The organism is Streptomyces sp. NBC_00829, from assembly GCF_045161795.1.
Taxonomy (GTDB): Bacteria; Actinomycetota; Actinomycetes; order Streptomycetales; family Streptomycetaceae; genus Streptomyces.
Genome location: NZ_CP108867.1, coordinates 4,489,656 through 4,506,412, shown reverse-complemented (window position 1 = coordinate 4,506,412; position 16,757 = coordinate 4,489,656). Strand labels below are relative to the sequence as shown.

General features: G+C 71.2%; 15 protein-coding genes. 5 read left to right on the top strand and 10 right to left on the bottom strand.

The features are described 5' to 3' along the window. The first annotated feature begins 198 nt into the window (after nt 1-198). Nucleotides 199-1,308 (top strand): citrate synthase 2, encoded by a 1,110-nt coding sequence (locus OG293_RS19870; protein ID WP_406000120.1) that lies wholly within the window; start codon nt 199-201, stop codon nt 1,306-1,308. A 96-nt stretch (nt 1,309-1,404) separates the two neighbouring features. Here the strand turns inward: OG293_RS19870 and OG293_RS19865 are convergent, their stop codons facing one another. From OG293_RS19865 to OG293_RS19820, 10 genes are all read right to left on the bottom strand, one after another. Further along, nucleotides 1,405-2,412: an isopenicillin N synthase family dioxygenase gene (locus tag OG293_RS19865; protein WP_406000119.1), complete on the bottom strand. Its 1,008-nt coding sequence runs from the start codon at nt 2,410-2,412 to the stop codon at nt 1,405-1,407. A gap of 264 nt (nt 2,413-2,676) precedes the next feature. Then, complete coding sequence (locus tag OG293_RS19860; RefSeq protein ID WP_406000118.1) at nt 2,677-3,255, bottom strand: TetR/AcrR family transcriptional regulator; 579 nt, start codon at nt 3,253-3,255, stop codon at nt 2,677-2,679. Continuing rightward, nucleotides 3,243-3,977, bottom strand: a complete 735-nt coding sequence (locus tag OG293_RS19855) for an enoyl-CoA hydratase family protein (RefSeq protein ID WP_406003648.1) — start codon at nt 3,975-3,977, stop codon at nt 3,243-3,245. The genes OG293_RS19860 and OG293_RS19855 overlap by 13 nt, the downstream gene beginning before the upstream one ends. A gap of 8 nt (nt 3,978-3,985) precedes the next feature. Beyond that, nucleotides 3,986-5,566: a 4-coumarate--CoA ligase family protein gene (locus tag OG293_RS19850; protein WP_406000117.1), complete on the bottom strand. Its 1,581-nt coding sequence runs from the start codon at nt 5,564-5,566 to the stop codon at nt 3,986-3,988. A gap of 40 nt (nt 5,567-5,606) precedes the next feature. Then, the gene (locus OG293_RS19845; protein WP_406000116.1) at nt 5,607-6,734 is read right to left on the bottom strand and encodes an acyl-CoA dehydrogenase family protein; all 1,128 of its coding nucleotides are present in this window, start codon (nt 6,732-6,734) and stop codon (nt 5,607-5,609) included. Continuing rightward, nucleotides 6,731-8,599 carry an acetyl/propionyl/methylcrotonyl-CoA carboxylase subunit alpha gene (locus OG293_RS19840; RefSeq protein WP_406000115.1) on the bottom strand — a complete coding sequence of 623 codons (1,869 nt, stop codon included), beginning with the start codon at nt 8,597-8,599 and terminating at the stop codon, nt 6,731-6,733. Before OG293_RS19840 ends, OG293_RS19845 begins: the two co-directional genes overlap by 4 nt. A 7-nt stretch (nt 8,600-8,606) precedes the next feature. After that, on the bottom strand, nt 8,607-10,205 hold the full coding sequence (locus tag OG293_RS19835) for an acyl-CoA carboxylase subunit beta (protein WP_406000114.1): 1,599 nt from the start codon (nt 10,203-10,205) through the stop codon (nt 8,607-8,609). A gap of 34 nt (nt 10,206-10,239) precedes the next feature. Beyond that, nucleotides 10,240-11,853, bottom strand: coding sequence for an acyclic terpene utilization AtuA family protein (locus OG293_RS19830; RefSeq protein ID WP_406003647.1), 1,614 nt, complete (start codon nt 11,851-11,853; stop codon nt 10,240-10,242). A 62-nt stretch (nt 11,854-11,915) separates the two neighbouring features. Then, a complete protein-coding gene (locus OG293_RS19825) occupies nt 11,916-12,704 on the bottom strand; it encodes a TIGR03084 family metal-binding protein (protein ID WP_406000113.1) in 789 nt (262 codons plus the stop codon). Between the two features lie 80 nt (nt 12,705-12,784). Further along, the gene (locus OG293_RS19820; RefSeq protein WP_406000112.1) at nt 12,785-13,717 is read right to left on the bottom strand and encodes an EamA family transporter; all 933 of its coding nucleotides are present in this window, start codon (nt 13,715-13,717) and stop codon (nt 12,785-12,787) included. 99 nt (nt 13,718-13,816) lie between these two features. On the opposite strand from OG293_RS19820, the gene OG293_RS19815 reads away from it, so the two are divergent. The 4 genes from OG293_RS19815 to OG293_RS19800 all read left to right on the top strand — a co-directional run bounded on the left by OG293_RS19815 (nt 13,817) and on the right by OG293_RS19800 (nt 16,707). Continuing rightward, on the top strand, nt 13,817-14,701 hold the full coding sequence (locus tag OG293_RS19815) for a LysR family transcriptional regulator (RefSeq protein WP_406000111.1): 885 nt from the start codon (nt 13,817-13,819) through the stop codon (nt 14,699-14,701). Nucleotides 14,702-14,982: 281 nt separating this feature from the next. Beyond that, nucleotides 14,983-15,504: a DUF6879 family protein gene (locus OG293_RS19810; protein WP_406000110.1), complete on the top strand. Its 522-nt coding sequence runs from the start codon at nt 14,983-14,985 to the stop codon at nt 15,502-15,504. Further along, on the top strand, nt 15,501-16,334 hold the full coding sequence (locus OG293_RS19805; RefSeq protein WP_406000109.1) for a helix-turn-helix domain-containing protein: 834 nt from the start codon (nt 15,501-15,503) through the stop codon (nt 16,332-16,334). The genes OG293_RS19810 and OG293_RS19805 overlap by 4 nt, the downstream gene beginning before the upstream one ends. 61 nt (nt 16,335-16,395) lie before the next feature. Beyond that, on the top strand, nt 16,396-16,707 hold the full coding sequence (locus tag OG293_RS19800) for a hypothetical protein (protein ID WP_406000108.1): 312 nt from the start codon (nt 16,396-16,398) through the stop codon (nt 16,705-16,707). Nucleotides 16,708-16,757: the final 50 nt, after the last annotated feature.

The window sequence follows — 16,757 nt, the reverse complement described above, 5'->3', positions numbered from 1 at the left end:
GATGTCACGCTTCCCCGCATCAGCCGGACCGGCCAAAATCTTGGGTCTGGCCACTGTGGCTTCCATACAGCAGGGGATATCGTGCCTGCCTCCCGGCGATGGGGTGACCACCGGCCGCACGGGGCATCACCGGGGTGACTGATCCACACCGACCCCCTTTGTCGCATTTGTCGTCCGCATCTCTTGAGGAGCCGCCCGATGTCCGACTTCGTACCTGGACTCGAAGGAGTCGTCGCGTTCGAGACGGAGATCGCCGAACCCGACAAGGAGGGCGGTTCGCTGCGCTACCGGGGCGTCGACATCGAGGATCTGGTCGGCCATGTCTCCTTCGGCAATGTGTGGGGTCTGCTGGTCGACGGCGCCTTCAACCCGGGTCTGCCGCCCGCGGAGCCGTTCCCGATTCCGGTGCATTCCGGCGACATCCGCGTCGACGTGCAGTCGGCGCTGGCCATGCTCGCCCCCGTGTGGGGTCTGAAACCGCTGCTCGACATCGACGCGGAGCAGGCCCGCGACGATCTGGCGCGCGCCGCGGTCATGGCCCTGTCGTACGTGGCACAGAGTGCGCGCGGACAGGGGCTGCCGATGGTGCCGCAGAAGGAGATCGACAAGGCACAGTCCGTCGTCGAGCGGTTCATGATCCGCTGGCGCGGCGAGCCGGACCCACGTCATGTGAAGGCCGTCGACGCGTACTGGACGTCGGCCGCCGAGCACGGCATGAACGCCTCCACCTTCACCGCCCGGGTCATCGCCTCCACCGGCGCGGACGTCGCCGCCGCCCTCTCCGGAGCCGTGGGCGCGATGTCGGGGCCGCTGCACGGCGGTGCGCCCTCGCGTGTGCTGGGGATGATCGAGGAGATCGAGCGTACGGGCGACGCGGGCGCCTATGTGAAGCGGGCCCTGGACAAGGGTGAGCGTCTGATGGGCTTCGGCCACCGCGTCTACCGGGCCGAGGACCCGCGGGCGCGGGTGCTGCGGCGTACGGCGAAGGAGCTTGACGCGCCGCGCTATGAGGTCGCGGAGGCGCTGGAGCGGGCCGCTCTGGAAGAGCTCCACAACCGCCGCCCGGACCGGGTCCTGGCGACGAACGTGGAGTTCTGGGCGGCGATCATGCTGGACTTCGCGGAGGTCCCGGCGCACATGTTCACCTCGATGTTCAGCTGTGCCCGTACCGCCGGCTGGTCGGCACACATCCTGGAGCAGAAGCGCACCGGCCGGCTCGTGCGGCCGTCCGCGCGGTACATCGGTCCGGGTTCGCGGAACCCGCGCGAGATCCCCGGCTACGAGGGCATCGCGGCCTACGCGGGCTGAGGGGCGGGTGCGGGGCGGTGAGGTCCCGCCCGGTCCGCCCCGCCCGCCCGGTCCGCCCCGCCCGCACCGCCCGCCCGGTCCGGTCCGCCCGGGCCGCTACGCCGCCGGCTCCAGCAGGTCCGCGTGGTGGCGGGCTGCGACCAGCGGGTGGGCCCTGAGTTTGCCCTTGAGTTCGTTGCGTCCGTACTCCGCGAACAGCGGATTCGACGGGTCGACGGTCACACCGGGCGCGTTCGCCGCGTACGGGAACGACAGCGGTTCGACGCGGGCGTCCAGGCGCGGGTTGTAGAAGAACGGCACGGAGAAGCGCTCGAGGGCCCCGGGCGGACTGACCACGCGGTGGTTGGTGGCCTTGAGGTAGCCGTTCGTGGCGACTTCGAGGAGTTCACCGAGGTTGACGACGAACGCGCCGGCCATCGGCGGCACCTCGTGGAACAGCCCGTCGCCGCGCTGGACCTGGAGTCCGCCTATCTCGTCCTGGTGGAGCAGCGTGAGGAAGCCGTAGTCCTTGTGGGCGCCGACGCCCTGCCCGCCGTCCGAGGCGCTGCCCGGATAGCGCACCAGCTTGAGGTGGAGGTGGGCGCGGTCGCCGAAGATGCCGTCGTAGAAGTCCGCGGGCGCGCCGATGGCGGCGAGCAGTTCGTGCAGGAGCCGGTCGGCGACGGCGCTGAGCCGGTCGATCCAGGCGAGCGCGGCGGTACGCAGGCCGGGCAGTGCGTCGGGCCACTGGTTGGGGCCCTGGAGCCACCAGTAGCCGGGCTCGCCCGGGCCGGGGACGTGGGCGGGGCGCTCGGCGCCGATGTCGAGCTGGTCCCGCCAGTCCTGAAGGCCGCCGGTGCGTTCGTCGCCGATGCGCGTGTAGCCCCGGAAGTGCGCTGAGTTGATGTTGTCGATGGCGAGCCGGTCGGCCTCGGGCAGCGCGAAGAAGGCCCGCATCGCGGTGGTGAGGGCGGTCGTCTCGGCCTCGGTGACACCGTGGCCGGTGAGCTGGAAGAAGCCCACGTCATGGGCGGCGCTGTGCAGCTGGGCGTGGAGCAGCGCACGAGCCTGGGGGCCGCGGTCGGCGGCCGAGAGGTCGATGACGGGAAGCTGAAGGTACGACATGGATGCGTCCGCGGGGTGTACGGGGATCCGTGGGGCCGCCGGGGGTGGGGCGGGGCCACGGGTACCTGGGTGGAGAGGGGGCTGTGCGCTGGGTTTCAGACGGAGCGCCGACAGCCCATGCTCGTGACGCGGACGTAGTCCACGTGGCGGCGTCGTACGAGCAGAAGCATTCGCCCAGGATACTGCGCGGGTCCCGAAGGGTGCCTGGCCCGGGTCACACGGCGCATTCGAGGGGCCGCCTGCCGGTCCTGGGCGGCCGGGCCGTCAGCCCAGCGCCTCGTCCAGCAGGGCCGCCCACTGCGCAACCACCCTGCGGCGCCGCGCGGCGTCGTCCGTGAGCAGGTTCGCGAGGCCCAGCCCGCGGGCCATGTCGAGCAGCCCCTGGACGGTTTCGCGTACGCCGGGATCCGACTCGTCCACGTCGAGGAGCTGGACCGCGATCCGGTGGGTCTCGCGGCCGACCTTTGCCTCCAGCTCCGTGACCCGGTCCCGCAGCTGTTCCTCGTTCGACGCGGCCACCCACAGATGCAGGGCGGCCCGGAACAGCGGCCCGGTATAGAGGTCGACCAGGGCCGCCACGACGGCCACGCGGTTGTGTGTGGGCAGCTCCCGCAGGGCCCCCGAGCGCTCTTCGGCGACGTACTCGACGGCGGCGGTGAACAGATCCTCCCTGGTCGGGAAGTGGTGCTGCGCCGCTCCCCGCGAGACGCCGGCCCGCTCGGCGACCACGGACACGGTCGAGCCCGCCCAGCCGTGTTCGGCGAGGCAGGACACGGCGGCCTCCAGGAGCCGCTGCCGGGTGGCCCGGCTGCGGTCCTGCTTCGGAGGGGTCACAACACCCATGCGGCATCCCGTCGTTCGAGAAAGGCGGTCATCCCCTCACGCGCCTCGGCGGACGCGAAGAGGGAGGCCGAGCGCTGCACCAGGTCTTCCGCGTCCCGGTCGAAGGCTTCCAGCACCCTAGCCGTGACCAGCCCTTTCGCCGCGGCCAGCCCCTGTGGGGAGGCGCTCCTGAAACCGGCGAGTACGGGGGCGAGCCCCGCGTCCACATCGTCGGCGGCGAGTGTGAGCAGTCCGGCGCGGGCCGCCTCCGCCGCGTCGAAGCGCTCCCCCGTGAGGTAGTAGCGCTCGGCGGCGCGCGGGTCCATGCGCGGCAGCAGCGGCAGCGAGATGACGGCGGGCGCCACCCCGATGCGTACCTCCGTGAACGCGAAGTCCGCGGCTGAGGCGGCGGCGGCGATGTCGCACGCCCCGACCAGGCCGAGGCCCCCGGCCCGCACATGCCCGGTGATACGGGCCACGACCGGTTTGGGCAGGGTGACGATCTGCCGCAGCAGGGCGACGAAGGTGTACGGGTTGGGCGGGGCCTTCAGGTCGGCGCCCGCGCTGAACGTGGACCCGGCGTGGGTGAGCACCACGGCCCGTACGGACTCGTCCTCGGCGCAGTCCGACAGGGCCTGCGCCAGCTCGCCGACGAGCCGCGCCGACAGGGCGTTGCGGTTGTCCGGCGAGTCCAGCGTCAGGGTGGTGATGCCGCGTTCGTACGCGGTGGCGACCAGCGGCATACGCTCTGTCACGTGTTCTCCCTCTCGCGGTCTCTCAGTTCACGTCTGAGGATCTTTCCCGAGGCGGCGCGCGGCACTCCGCCGATGAATTGGACGCGGCGGATCTTCTTGTACGGCGCGACGCGCTCGGCGACGAAGGCGACGATGTCGTCCTCGGTGAGATCTTCGGCGGCCCGCTGTCGTACGACGTACGCCTTGGGGATCTCGTTCCCGTCCTCGTCGTACACGCCGATCACCGCCGCGTCGGCGATGCCCTCGTGGGTGAGCAGCAGCGCCTCCAGTTCGGCCGGGGCGACCTGGAAGCCCTTGTACTTGATGAGTTCCTTGACCCGGTCGACGACGAAGAGCCAGCCGTCGGCGTCGACGCGTCCGATGTCGCCGGTGTGCACCCAGCCGTCGGGGTCGATCATCGCCTCGGTCGCGTCGGGCCGGCCGAGGTAGCCCTTCATCACCTGGGGGCCGCGGATGGCGATCTCGCCCTCCTCGCCGGGACCGACGTCCTGGGCGGGGTCGTCGAGCGAGACGAGACGCATCTCGGTCGAGGCGATGAGCTTGCCGACGGTGCCGGGAGGAGCGTTGTCGGCGCCGAGCGGGACGAGATGGCTGCCGGGCGACAGCTCGGTCATGCCGTACGCCTGGCCGATGGGCGGCAGCCCGAGCCGCTTCGAGCAGGCGGCGGCCAGCTCCGCGTCGAGGGGCGCTGCCGAGGAGATGACGTACTCGAGCGAGGAGAGGTCGAAGTTCTCGACGGCCGGGTGCTTGGCGAGGGCGAGCACGATCGGCGGGGCGACGTACAGGGCGTTGATCCGGTGGTTCTCGATAGCCGCGAGGAAGGTGTCGAGCTCGAAGCGGGGCAGGACGACGACGGTGGCGCCCTTGCGCAGCGGGGCGTTCATCAGGGCGGTGAGACCGTAGATGTGGAAGAACGGCAGCACCGCCAGTATCCGGTCTCCGGGGCGGGTCGGCAGCAGCGGATCGAGCTGGGCCAGGTTGGTGCCGATGGAGCTGTGGGTGAGCATCACGCCCTTGGGGACGCCGGTGGTGCCCGAGGAGTACGGCAGGGCCGCGATGTCCTCGGTGGCGTCGATGGCGACGAACGGCTCGGGTGCGGTCGAGCCGAGCATGTCCAGGACGCTGGCATGCCCGTCCGCGCGGTCGCAGACGAAGATCTCCTCGATGCCGCCGACCAGTTCGGCGGCCCTGCGGGCGGTCTCCAGGAGCGGTGAGACGGTGACGATCCAGCGGGCGGAGGAGTCTCTCAGCTGCCGGGCGAACTCCTCCGCCGTGGCGAGCGGATGGACGGTGGTGACCGAGGCGCCCGCCCGGGTCGCCCCGTAGAACACGGAGGGGAACGCGACGGTGTTGGGGCTGTGCAGGGCGAGGACGTCGCCCTTGCGCAGTCCCGCCTCGGCGAGCGAGGCGGCGATACGCCGGTGGAAGCGGTCGAGCTGGGCGTAGCTGACGGTGGTGCCGTTCACGCCGTCGACGAGCGCGAGAGCGTCGCCGTACTCGGCCGCCCGGCCGAGCACCGCCTCGTGGATCGGCTGGGTGACGGCCGGGACATCTGCGTACTCGCTGTGGAACACCATGGAGGCCCCCTCAGTGTGTGGACGGCCAGAATCGCCTGTGTCAGTACGACTTGGGGAGACCCAGGGACTGGTGGGACACGTAATTGAGGATCATCTCGCGGCTGACCGGGGCGATCCTGGCCACGCGGGCGGCGGTGATGAGCCGCGCGAGGCCGTATTCCCGGGTCAGGCCGTTGCCGCCGAGGGTGTGAACGGCCTGGTCGACGGCCTTCACACAGGCCTCGCCTGCGGCGTATTTGGCCATGTTGGCCGCCTCTCCCGCACCGATGTCGTCGCCGGCGTCGTAGAGGACCGCGGCCTTCTGCATCATCAGGCGGGCGAGTTCGAGCTCGATGTGGGCCTGGGCGAGCGGGTGGGCGATGGCCTGGTGCGCGCCGATGGGGTCCTTCCACACCTGGCGGGTCTTGGCGTAGTCGACCGCCCGGTCGAGCGCGAACCGGCCCATGCCGATGGCGAACGCGGCGGTCATGATGCGCTCGGGGTTGAGCCCGGCGAAGAGCTGGAGCAGACCCGCGTCCTCATCGCCGACAAGTGCCTCGGCGGGCAGCCGCACCTCGTCGAGGACCAGCTCGAACTGCTTCTCCTGGGCCTGGAGTTCCATGTCGATCTGCGAGCGGTGGAAGCCCTCGGCGTCGCGCGGGACGATGAACAGGCAGGGCTTGAGCCGGCCGGTCCTCGCGTCCTCGGTGCGGCCGACGACGAGGGTGGCGTCGGCGATGTCGACGCCGGAGATGAAGACCTTGCGTCCGCTGAGGATCCAGCCGTCGCCGTCCCGGCGGGCGGTGGTGGTGATCCGGTGGGAGTTCGATCCGGCGTCGGGCTCGGTGATGCCGAAGGCCATGGTCAGAGTGCCGTCGGCGAGACCGGGCAGCCAGGCGGCCCGCTGCCGCTGTGTCCCGAACCGGGCGATGACCGTGCCGCAGATGGCGGGAGATACGACCATCATCAGCAGCGGACAGCCCGCGGCCCCGAGCTCCTCCAGGACGATGGAGAGGTCGGCCATGCCGCCGCCACCGCCGCCGTGCTCCTCGGGGAGGTTCACACCGAGGTAGCCGAGCCTCGCGGCCTCGGCCCACAGCTTCTCGCGTTCGTATCCGCTTCCGTGCCGCGCTCCGAGCGCGGCGACGGCGGCACGCAGGTCGGTGTGCTCCTGGCTCTCGATGTTCATGACGCGGGTTCCTCCTCCTGGACGACGGCGAGCAGGGCACCGACCTCGACCTGGCGGCCGGGGACGGCGTGGAGCGCGGTGAGAGTGCCGGAGGCGGGCGAGAGGATGCGGTGTTCCATCTTCATCGCCTCCAGCCAGACGAGCGGCTGTCCCTGGGTGACCCGGGCCCCTTCGGCGAGCCCCTCTCCGACACGTACGACGGTCCCGGGCATGGGGGCGAGCAGTGAGCCCGGGGCGTGCTGGGCGGTGGGGTCGGGGAAGCGGGGCAGGGCGGTCAGGGCGGTGTTGCCGACGAAGACCCGGTCGCCGTGGGACGTGACCTCGAACTTCCGCTGCACGCCCTCCACTTCGAGCACGACGAGGGAGGCGGTGGCCTGTACGACCTTGACGCCGCCGGCGTCGAGACCGTCCCGGGTGTGGCGGTAGCGGACCTCGTGCTCGATGCCGTCGGCCTCGGTGCGGTAGCGCTTGGTCTGCGGCTGGGCGTGCAGATTGCGCCAGCCGCCGAACCGGGACCGTCCGTGCGCGTCGGCGAGCGCGGCGACGAGGGGTGCGTACGGCTCGGGGGCCGCGGCCGTCAGTTCCGGCAGGTGGCGGTCGTAGAAGCCGGTGTCCATCCGGGACCCGGCGAACTCGGGGTGCCGCAGGGACCGGACGAGCAGGTCCCTGTTGGTGACCGGGCCGTGGATGCGGGCCCGCTCCAGCGCCCCGGCGAGCTTGCGCAGCGCCTCCGCCCGGCTGGGCGCCCAGGCGACCACCTTGGCCAGCATCGGGTCGTAGTGCACTCCGATGGTGTCGCCGTCCGCGTACCCGGTGTCCAGGCGCACCCCGGAGGGTACCGAGAGCCCGTGCAGTACACCCGTCTGCGGGGCCCACTCCTGCGCCGGGTCCTCGGCGTACAGCCGGGCCTCCACCGCGTGGCCCCTGGCCTCGGGCGGCGCCGGGGGCAGCGGGTCGCCCTCCGCCACGGCCAGCTGGAGCGCGACCAGGTCGATGCCGAACACCGCCTCGGTCACCGGGTGTTCGACCTGGAGGCGGGTGTTCATCTCCAGGAAGTGGGAGCGGCCCGAGGGGGAGACGAGGAACTCGACCGTTCCCGCGCCCCGGTAGCCGACCGCGCGGGCCACGGCCGCCGCCGACTCATGGAGGCCGGACACCAGCGACGCGGCCAGGCCGGGCGCCGGGGACTCCTCGATGACCTTCTGGTGGCGGCGCTGGAGGGAGCAGTCCCGGGTGCCGAGCGCCCACACCGTGCCGTACGCGTCCGCGAGTACCTGCACTTCGACGTGCCGGCCGCGTTCGATGTACGGCTCCAGGAACACCTCGCCGTCGCCGAACGCGGACGCGGCCTCGGAGCGGGCCGCCGCCATCTCGGCTTCGAGCGCGCCGAGTTCCCGCACGATCCGCATGCCACGGCCGCCGCCGCCCGCCGCCGCCTTCACCAGCAGCGGCAGATCCGCCTCGGTGACCGCGGCCGGGTCCAGGGGCGCGCCGCCCATGAGTTCCTTGGCCCGTGTCTTCGACGCCATCGCCTCGATCGCGGACGGCGCAGGACCGATCCAGACCAGCCCCGCGTCCGTGACCGCCCGCGCGAACTCCGCGTTCTCGGACAGGAAGCCGTACCCGGGGTGCACGGCGTCCGCGCCCGCGGCCAGTGCCGCCTTCACGATCAGGTCGCCGCGCAGATAGGTGTCCGCGGGGGCGGAGCCCGGCAGCCGTACCGCGGCGTCCGCCTCCCGGACGTGGAGCGCCGACGCGTCGGCGTCGGAGTACACGGCGACGGTCGTGATACCCAGCTCGCGGCAGGTACGGAAGACCCGGCAGGCGATCTCGCCCCGGTTCGCGACAAGTACAGACTGAATCATCAGGCCCTCACATCCGGAAGACGCCGAAGCCGCCGCGCGCGCCCTCGACCGGTGCCGTGTGGATCGCGGACAGGCAGAGCCCGAGGACGGTCCGGGTGTCGCGGGGGTCGATCACCCCGTCGTCGTAGAGCCGTCCCGAGAGGAACATGGGCAGCGACTCCGCCTCGATCTGCTGCTCCACCATGGCCCGCAGGCCGGCGTCGGCCTCGTCGTCGTACGGCTGCCCCTTGGCCGCCGCCGAGGCGCGCGCCACGATCGACAGCACGCCCGCGAGCTGCTGCGGCCCCATCACGGCCGACTTCGCGCTCGGCCAGGCGAAGAGGAAGCGCGGGTCGTAGGCCCGGCCGCACATGCCGTAGTGCCCGGCTCCGTACGACGCGCCCATCAGGACCGACAGATGCGGGACCTTGGAGTTGGAGACCGCGTTGATCATCATCGCGCCGTGCTTGATGATGCCGCCCTGCTCGTACTCCTTGCCGACCATGTAGCCGGTGGTGTTGTGCAGGAAGATCAGCGGCACATCGCGCTGGTTGGCGAGCTGGATGAACTGCGCCGCCTTCTGGGACTCAGCGCTGAACAGCACCCCCTGGGCGTTGGCGAGCACCCCCACCGGGTAGCCGTGCAGCCGTGCCCACCCGGTCACCAGACTCGGCCCGTACATCGGCTTGAACTCGTCGAAGTCCGAGCCGTCGACGATCCGCGCGATCACCTCGCGCGGGTCGAAGGGGGTCTTCAGGTCCTCGGGCACGATCCCGAGGAGCTCCTCCCCTTCGTGGGCCGGCGGCTCGGCCGGGCCCGGGTCGGTGTGCGCCTTACGCCAGTTGAGGCGGGCGACCACCCGGCGCGCCTGCCGCAGTGCGTCGGCCTCGTCCACCGCGAAGTAGTCGGCGAGTCCCGAGGTGCGGGCGTGCATCTCGGCCCCGCCCAGCGACTCGTCGTCGCTCTCCTCGCCCGTCGCCATCTTCACCAGTGGCGGTCCGCCGAGGAAGACCTTCGAACGGTCCTTGATCATGATGGTGTGGTCGGACATGCCGGGGACGTACGCGCCTCCGGCGGTCGAGTTGCCGAACACGACGGCGACCGTCGGGATCCCGGCCGCCGAGAGGCGGGTGAGGTCCCGGAAGAGCGCCCCGCCGGGGATGAAGATCTCCTTCTGGGACGGCAGATCCGCGCCGCCGGACTCGACCAGTGAGATGCACGGCAGCCGGTTGGCGTACGCGATCTCGTTCGCCCGCAGGGCCTTCTTCAGCGTCCACGGGTTCGACGCCCCGCCGCGCACGGTGGGGTCGTTGGCCGTGATCAGGCACTCGACGCCCTCGACGACTCCGATGCCGGTGACCATGGACGCGCCCACCGGGTAGTCGCTGCCCCAGGCCGCGAGGGGCGACAGCTCCAGGAAGGGGGTGTCGGGGTCGAGCAGCAGCTCGATGCGTTCGCGGGCCAGGAGCTTGCCGCGCTTGCGGTGGCGGGCGACGTACTTCTCGCCGCCGCCCGCCAGCGCCTTGGCGTGCTCGGCCTCCAGGTCGGCGAGCCGGGCGAGCATCGCGTCCCGGGAGGCGGCGTAGTCGGGGCCCGTGGCATCCAGGGCCGAGGCGAGCACGGTCACAGCAGTACCTCCGGGATCACAACGGCCTCCGGGATCACAGCAGTACCTCCGGGATGTCGACGTACCGCGAGCGCAGCCACTCACCGAGCGCCTTCGCCTGCGGGTCGAAGCGGGCCCGTGCGGCGACGCCCTCGCCGAGAAGCCCTTCGACGGTGAAGTTCACGGCGCGCAGATTCGGCAGGACGTGGCGCTGGACGGGCAGTTCGGCGGTCTCCGGGAGCAGCGCACGGAAGCGGTCCACGGTCAGCTCGTGGGCGAGCCAGCGCCACGCCTCGTCGGACCTGACCCAGACGCCGACGTTGGCGTCGCCGCCCTTGTCGCCGCTGCGGGCGCCCGCGACCAGGCCGAGGGGGGCGGTCGTGCGGGGCCCTTCGGGCAGCGGGTCGGGCAGCGCGCCGGGGGCTTGGAGCGCCTCGGGCCTCCGGGTGCGTACGGGATCCGGTACCGCGATCCGCTCGCCGTCCGGCAGTACGGCGGTGTGCGGGACGCCGGCCGCGTCGACGTACTCGGCGGCGAAGACCCCGTACGGCGCGCCCTTGCCCGGCGGGGCGGTCACATGGAAGCCGGGGTAGCTGCCGAGCGCCAGCTCGATGGCGGCCCCGCTCACCGCTCGGCCGACCTTGTCCGGGTCGCTGTCGCGCACCACGAGCCGCAGACAGGCGCTCGCCCGCTCCTCCGTGTTGCCGTCGGGCCGCTCGGTGCGGGCCAGTTCCCATGTCACCTCGGCCGGGCGGTGCTTGCCCAGCGCGTCGTCCAGCTGCTCGCGGACGAGGCGGGCCTTGGCCTCGATGTCGAGTCCGGTCAGCACGAAGACGACCTCGTTGCGCCAGCCGCCGAGGCTGTTGAGACCGACCTTGAGGGTGGGTGGCGGGGCCTCGCCGCGTACGCCGGAGATCCGGACCCGGTCGGGCCCCTCCTGCGTCAGACGTACGGAGTCGAGGCGCGCGGTGACGTCCGGTCCCAGGTAGCGGACGTCCCCCGTCTCGTAGAGCAGCTGCGCGGTGACGGTGCCGATGTCGACGAGGCCGCCGGTCCCCTCGTGCTTGGTGATGACGCAGCTGCCGTCGTCGTGGATCTCGGCGAGGGGGAAGCCGGGCCGGCGTACGTCGTGGCCGTCGAAGAAGGCGTAGTTGCCGCCGGTGGCCTGCGTGCCGCACTCCAGGACATGCCCGGCGACGACCGCGCCCGCGAGCCGGTCGTACTCCTCGGGTCCCCAGCCGAAGTGCGCGGCGGCCGGCCCGGTGACGAGCGCCGCGTCGGTGACCCGGCCGGTGACGACGATGTCGGCCCCCGCGCGCAGGCACTCGGCGATCCCGGCGCCGCCGAGGTAGGCGTTGGCGGTGAGGGCGCCGGGGAAGCGGGCGGCGAGGTCGTCGCCCTCGACATGGGCGACCCGGACGGGTACGCCGACCCGGGCGGCGAGTTCGCGCACGGCGTCCGCGAGGCCCGCCGGGTTGAGCCCGCCCGCGTTGGCGACGATCTTCACGCCGCGCTCGTGGGCCAGGTGGAGGGTCTGCTCCAGCTGCTTCAGAAAAGTCCTGGCGTAGCCGAGGCCAGGGTCCTTCAGCCGGTCGCGCCCGAGGATGAGCATGGTGAGCTCGGCGAGATAGTCGCCGGTCAGCACGTCGAGGGGGCCGCCGGTGAGCATCTCCTCGACGGCGTCGAAGCGGTCGCCGTAGAAGCCGGAGGCGTTGCCGATACGGAGCACCCTCAGGCCCCCTTGGCGGTGCGGCCGGGTCCCGCAGGGCCGGCGAACGCCTGGGCGATGTCCAGCCACCGGTCGGCGTCGGCGCCCTCGGCCCGCACAGCGACGTCTGCGCGGTTGGCCCGCTGGGTCACCAGCAGAGCGAAGTCGAGTGCGGGCCCGGTCACCCGCTGGGCGGCGTCCTCGGGTCCGTACGTCCACAGCTCGCCGTCGGGCGCGGTCAGCTCCACCCGGAACGGTTCGGCGGGCGGCGTCAGACCGCGTACCCCGAAGGCGTAGTCGCGGGCGCGGACGCCGATGTGGGCGACGTGGCGCAGCCGCGGGGTCGGCTCGCGTACGGCTCCGAGCGCGTCGGCGATGTCCTGGCCGTGCGCCCAGGTCTCCATCAGCCGTCCCGTGGCCATCGACGCGGCGCTCATGGGAGGCCCGTACCAGGGGAAACGCGCCCCGGCCGGGGCGGCGCGCAGGGCCCGCTGCAGCCGCTCGCGGCCCTCGCGCCAGCGGGCCAGCAGCTCGGCGGGCGGTAGCGCGGCCCCCTCGTCCGCACCGTCGTCGACGAAGCTGTCCGGCGCAACGAGAGCCTTGGCGACCTGGGCGCCGAACGCGTCGGGGTCGGTCACGGCGAGCAGGGCCGCCGCGTCGGTCCAGGCGAGATGGGCGATCTGGTGGGCGACGCTCCAGCGGTCCGCCGGGGTCGGTGCGGCCCACCGCTCGGGGGCCAGCTCCCCCACGAGCCGGTCGATGTCGTCGCTCTCGCTGCGCAGGTCGTCGAGTACGGACGTCGGGTCGGACACGGTGCGCTCCCTCGGGACACGGCGTTGTGTGTCCGGAGCATGGCAGCGCACAGAGAAACAAGCAAGCATGCTTGCTTTGGTTACGGGGACTTTCTGGCCACCTGGGTCCGTACCGCGCCCATGCTCGCCGCGATGACCAGTGCGATCGCCATGGCGTCGAGCAGGGAAAGATCCTGATGCAGCACCAGGAGTCCGGCCGTCGCCGCGATCGCCGGCTCCAGGCTCATCAGCACCGCGAAGGTCGGCGCGGGCAGCCTGCGCAGAGCGAGCAGCTCCAGGGTGTACGGCAGCACGGAGGACATCAGCGCGACGGCGAGCCCGAGGCCGAGCGTGGAGGGCACGACCAGCGCAGCCCCGGCCTCCGCGATCCCCAGAGGCAGACTGAGCACGGCCCCGACCCCCATGGCCAGTGCCAGCCCGTCGGCCTGCGGGAACCGCCGCCCGGTGCGGGCGCTGAAGACGATGTACGCGGCCCACATCGCGCCCGCGGCGAGCGCGAACAGCGCGCCCACGGGGTCGAGCCGGTCGAAGCCGCCGCCGCTGAGCAGCAGTACACCGCCGAGGGCGAGGCCCGCCCACACGAGATTGATCAGACGCCGCGAGACGATCACCGAGAGGGCGAGCGGGCCGAGCACCTCGAAGGTGACGGCCGCACCGAGCGGAATCCGGTCGGCGGCCTGGTAGAAGAGGACGTTCATCGCGGCCATGGCGGTGCCGAACGCGACGACGGTGCCCCAGTCGGCGCGCGAGTGCCCGCGGAGCCGGGGCCGGCAGACGACGAGCAGGACGAGCGCGGCGAGAACGAGACGGAGGGTGACGACCCCCAGTGCCCCGGCCCGGGGCATGAGCAGCACGGCGATGGCCGCACCGAACTGGACGGACAGCGCACCCGCGACGACCAGGGAGACAGGACCGAGGCTGCGGCGGGAACCGGTACCGGGGGCACCCGAGGCACCCAGCGCCGCGGCAGCCTCCGGCTCGTTCGCGACGACAGCGGAACGGGTCTCGTCCACCGCGGACCTCCTGAATGCGTTTCGGCCGGACCCCCTTACGCTACGGCCCTGGGCGCGCTGCGTGAAATGCCGACTGGGCTGCGGTTATGCTCCACGCGCATGAGCATCGAGCTGCGTCATCTCCGCTGTTTCCTGGCCATCGCCGAGGAATCCAGCGTGACCAGGGCGGCGGCGCGGCTGCACCTCACCCAGCCCGCCGTCTCCCGCGCGCTCGCGGCGCTGGAGAAACACCTCGGCACCCGGCTTGTGGACCGCTCCACCCATCATCTCGTCCTCACCGCGGAGGGCCACGTCTTCCGCGACAAGGCGGCGGCCGCGGTCGCCGCCTTCGACGAGGCCCTCGACGCGGCCCGGCTCCGCCGCTGGCCGCTGCGGCTCGGCCACGCCTGGTCCGCCCTCGGCCCGTACACCACCCCGCTGCTGCGCCGCTGGGAACAGGAACACCCGGACACCCCGCTGGAACTCCTGCGCATCGACGACCGCACGGCGGGCCTGACGCGCGGCGAGGTCGACGCGGCGGTCCTGCGGGGTCCGGTGAACACCCCCGGCCTGGTCACCGAACTGCTCTTCACGGAACCCCGGGTGGCGGCGGTCACCGCGGACGGCCCACTGGCGTCCCGCCCGTCCCTGACCCTGGCGGACCTGACGTCGGGCCCGGTCATCCTGAACACGGTCTCGGGCCTGACCAACCTGGACCTGTGGCCCCCGCGGATCCGCCCGACGGCAACCCTCACGGTCGCCAACACGGACGACTGGCTGACGGCCATCGCGGCGGGCCGGGGCGTGGGGGTGTCGGTGGCCTCGACCGCGCTGATGCACCCGCACCTGGGCGTCGTCTACCGCCCGCTGTCGGACGCACCGCCGGCCCCGGTGGTCCTGGCATGGCGGGCATCGGCACCGCATCCGGCGGTCGGGCAACTGGCGGCGCTGGCGCGGGAGGTGGCGGCCGAGCCGTCAAGATCGTCTATGCCGGAACGGGAATAGTCCCGAGTCGGCATGGACGTGAGGAACGGTGCTCCGTAGCGTCGATCTCACGCGGTCCAAACGGGGCTGAGGGAATGGGGGCACCGTGCCACGAAAGCAACTGACCCGACTCACCGGCAAGTTAAACGGTCCGAACTGCGACGACAACGACTGCCCGAACCTCTACAGGCACGACGGCCGAGGGTCAATTGTCGTCCAAGGCGCTCTCTATGACGGCTTCGCGGTCCCGGACGGGGAAGGGCTAGTGGAGATCCCGGAACACATCTTGAGGGAGGCTGTCCATGCACTTGGATGGTGACGAGTGGAACAGGGCTTTCGACTCGTTCACGCAGGATGCGTGGCGTTTCGAGGCCCAACCCACGTACACCATGCCGCAGGAGGCGAGGAGCCTTGCCCGCTTCCTGCGAGGGGAAGCCAAACCCGGTGACCACAACTCACGCTGGCACGAGCACGTCCGCGCATATGTGGCTTCGGGCCGGAGAATCGGTCGCGTGAGAGTCGTGCGTCGGCCCCTCACCGACTATCAGCGCTATCAGTTCGCGTGGGGCATTCCGGGCAACATCAAGGCCGGGGAAGATATCCGCGTTCTCGACATCACAAACGAGAACTACGGGCTACCGCTCGGTGGCTCGGACTGGTGGATGTTCGACCATGCACGCATCGTCCATCTGAACTTCCGGCCGGACGGGACACTGATCGACCGCGAAACCTTCGAGGGCGACATACAGCCGTACCGGGAGTGGAAGCGCACTGCGCTTGCCGAATCCGTACCGTTTGCGGAGTACGTGAAAGAACACGGGTGACGTTCGAACCTGAGGAGCTCGGCCAGACCAGGACCGACCTGGCCGAGCGACTGAGAGAGCTGCGCAAGGCAGCCGGTCTCACAGGAGACCGGCTGGCCAAGCGCTGCAACATGTCCCAGTCGCAGATCAGCAAGTTCGAAACGGGGAAGAGGACCCCGAGCCTCGTTGATGTGGAGCGCATCCTCCGGGCGATTGGCGCTCCACCGGAGCTGATGACAGAAGTGACAGCTCTGGCCAGAATCGCCAATACCCAGTGGGAGGACAAGCGGTCCTCGCGCCGCAGAGGCTTGGAGAAGCGGCAGACAGAACTGGCCGCCCTGGAGGCCGAGGCGACAACCCTGCGGTACTTTCTACCCGCCATGGTGACCGGCCTGTTGGCCACTCCGGAGTATGTGCGGGCAAGCCTGAGCGGTTTCCCCGGCGACGTCTCGAAGACAGTGGCGCGCAAGCTGGAACGGCAGTCGGTCCTCTACGACACCTCCAAGTCCTTCACCTTCCTGCTCACCGAGCAGGCCGTGAACTGGGCGATCGTGCCGCCCGCGGCCATGGCCGTCCAGATCGACCGGCTGGTCTCGCTCTCTCGCCTCCCCAACGTCCGCATGGGCGTCATCACTCTCGGGACGCTTATCCCCCATGGCCCGATGAACACATTCACGGTCTATGACGACCGGCTGGCAACGGTGGAGAACTTCACCGGCCGCATGGTCTTTCGAGACTCCCGTGACATAGCGGAGCATCTGGAGGTGTTCAGGCTCTTCGAGGCGCACGCCCTGTTCCAGGATGTGGCCCGCCAACAGCTTTTCGAATGGGCCGAGTTGTACCGAGCCTGACATTTATGCCGCAACGGGAATCGGTCTGGATACGTCGCCGCTGCGCCGGGACGATGGACACATGCCGACCAACCAGAGAAATACGCGCGAGCAGCCCACTGACAAGGGCTGGCGGATGGATCCGATTCCGAGCCGACCCGCATACAAGGATGACGACGGGAACGTCCGTATTCCCATCTGGCTGACCAAGAACGGCCGACACACGGCGGACACGGAAATGATCCTGCTTCCCTCGGAAGCCGCGTTGCTGAACGAGCGGCTGACCGACGCCATCGAAGGCCCCGGGTCGGCGTTGCAGCCCCTGCTCCACGCCGACGTCATCGCCAAGGGCCCCGGCGTCACCGTCGTGTCCAAGCTCCCCCACTCGGCCTGAGGCGGAGCTCGCACCCCATGACTTCCGCCCGGCACGGGCGGGGAACGGCC

Excerpts from the sequence above, each read along its gene's own strand:
- OG293_RS19860 (WP_406000118.1), bottom strand. The coding sequence starts at position 3,255 with ATGGGTGTTGTGACCCCTCCGAAGCAGGACCGCAGCCGGGCCACCCGG.
- OG293_RS19800 (WP_406000108.1), top strand. The coding sequence starts at position 16,396 with ATGCCGACCAACCAGAGAAATACGCGCGAGCAGCCCACTGACAAGGGC.
- OG293_RS19810 (WP_406000110.1), top strand. The coding sequence starts at position 14,983 with ATGCACTTGGATGGTGACGAGTGGAACAGGGCTTTCGACTCGTTCACG.
- OG293_RS19815 (WP_406000111.1), top strand. The coding sequence starts at position 13,817 with ATGAGCATCGAGCTGCGTCATCTCCGCTGTTTCCTGGCCATCGCCGAG.
- OG293_RS19865 (WP_406000119.1), bottom strand. The coding sequence starts at position 2,412 with ATGTCGTACCTTCAGCTTCCCGTCATCGACCTCTCGGCCGCCGACCGC.
- OG293_RS19850 (WP_406000117.1), bottom strand. The coding sequence starts at position 5,566 with ATGGTGTTCCACAGCGAGTACGCAGATGTCCCGGCCGTCACCCAGCCG.
- OG293_RS19855 (WP_406003648.1), bottom strand. The coding sequence starts at position 3,977 with ATGCCGCTGGTCGCCACCGCGTACGAACGCGGCATCACCACCCTGACG.
- OG293_RS19840 (WP_406000115.1), bottom strand. The coding sequence starts at position 8,599 with ATGATTCAGTCTGTACTTGTCGCGAACCGGGGCGAGATCGCCTGCCGG.
- OG293_RS19830 (WP_406003647.1), bottom strand. The coding sequence starts at position 11,853 with ATGCTCACCGGCGGCCCCCTCGACGTGCTGACCGGCGACTATCTCGCC.
- OG293_RS19845 (WP_406000116.1), bottom strand. The coding sequence starts at position 6,734 with ATGAACATCGAGAGCCAGGAGCACACCGACCTGCGTGCCGCCGTCGCC.
- OG293_RS19870 (WP_406000120.1), top strand. The coding sequence starts at position 199 with ATGTCCGACTTCGTACCTGGACTCGAAGGAGTCGTCGCGTTCGAGACG.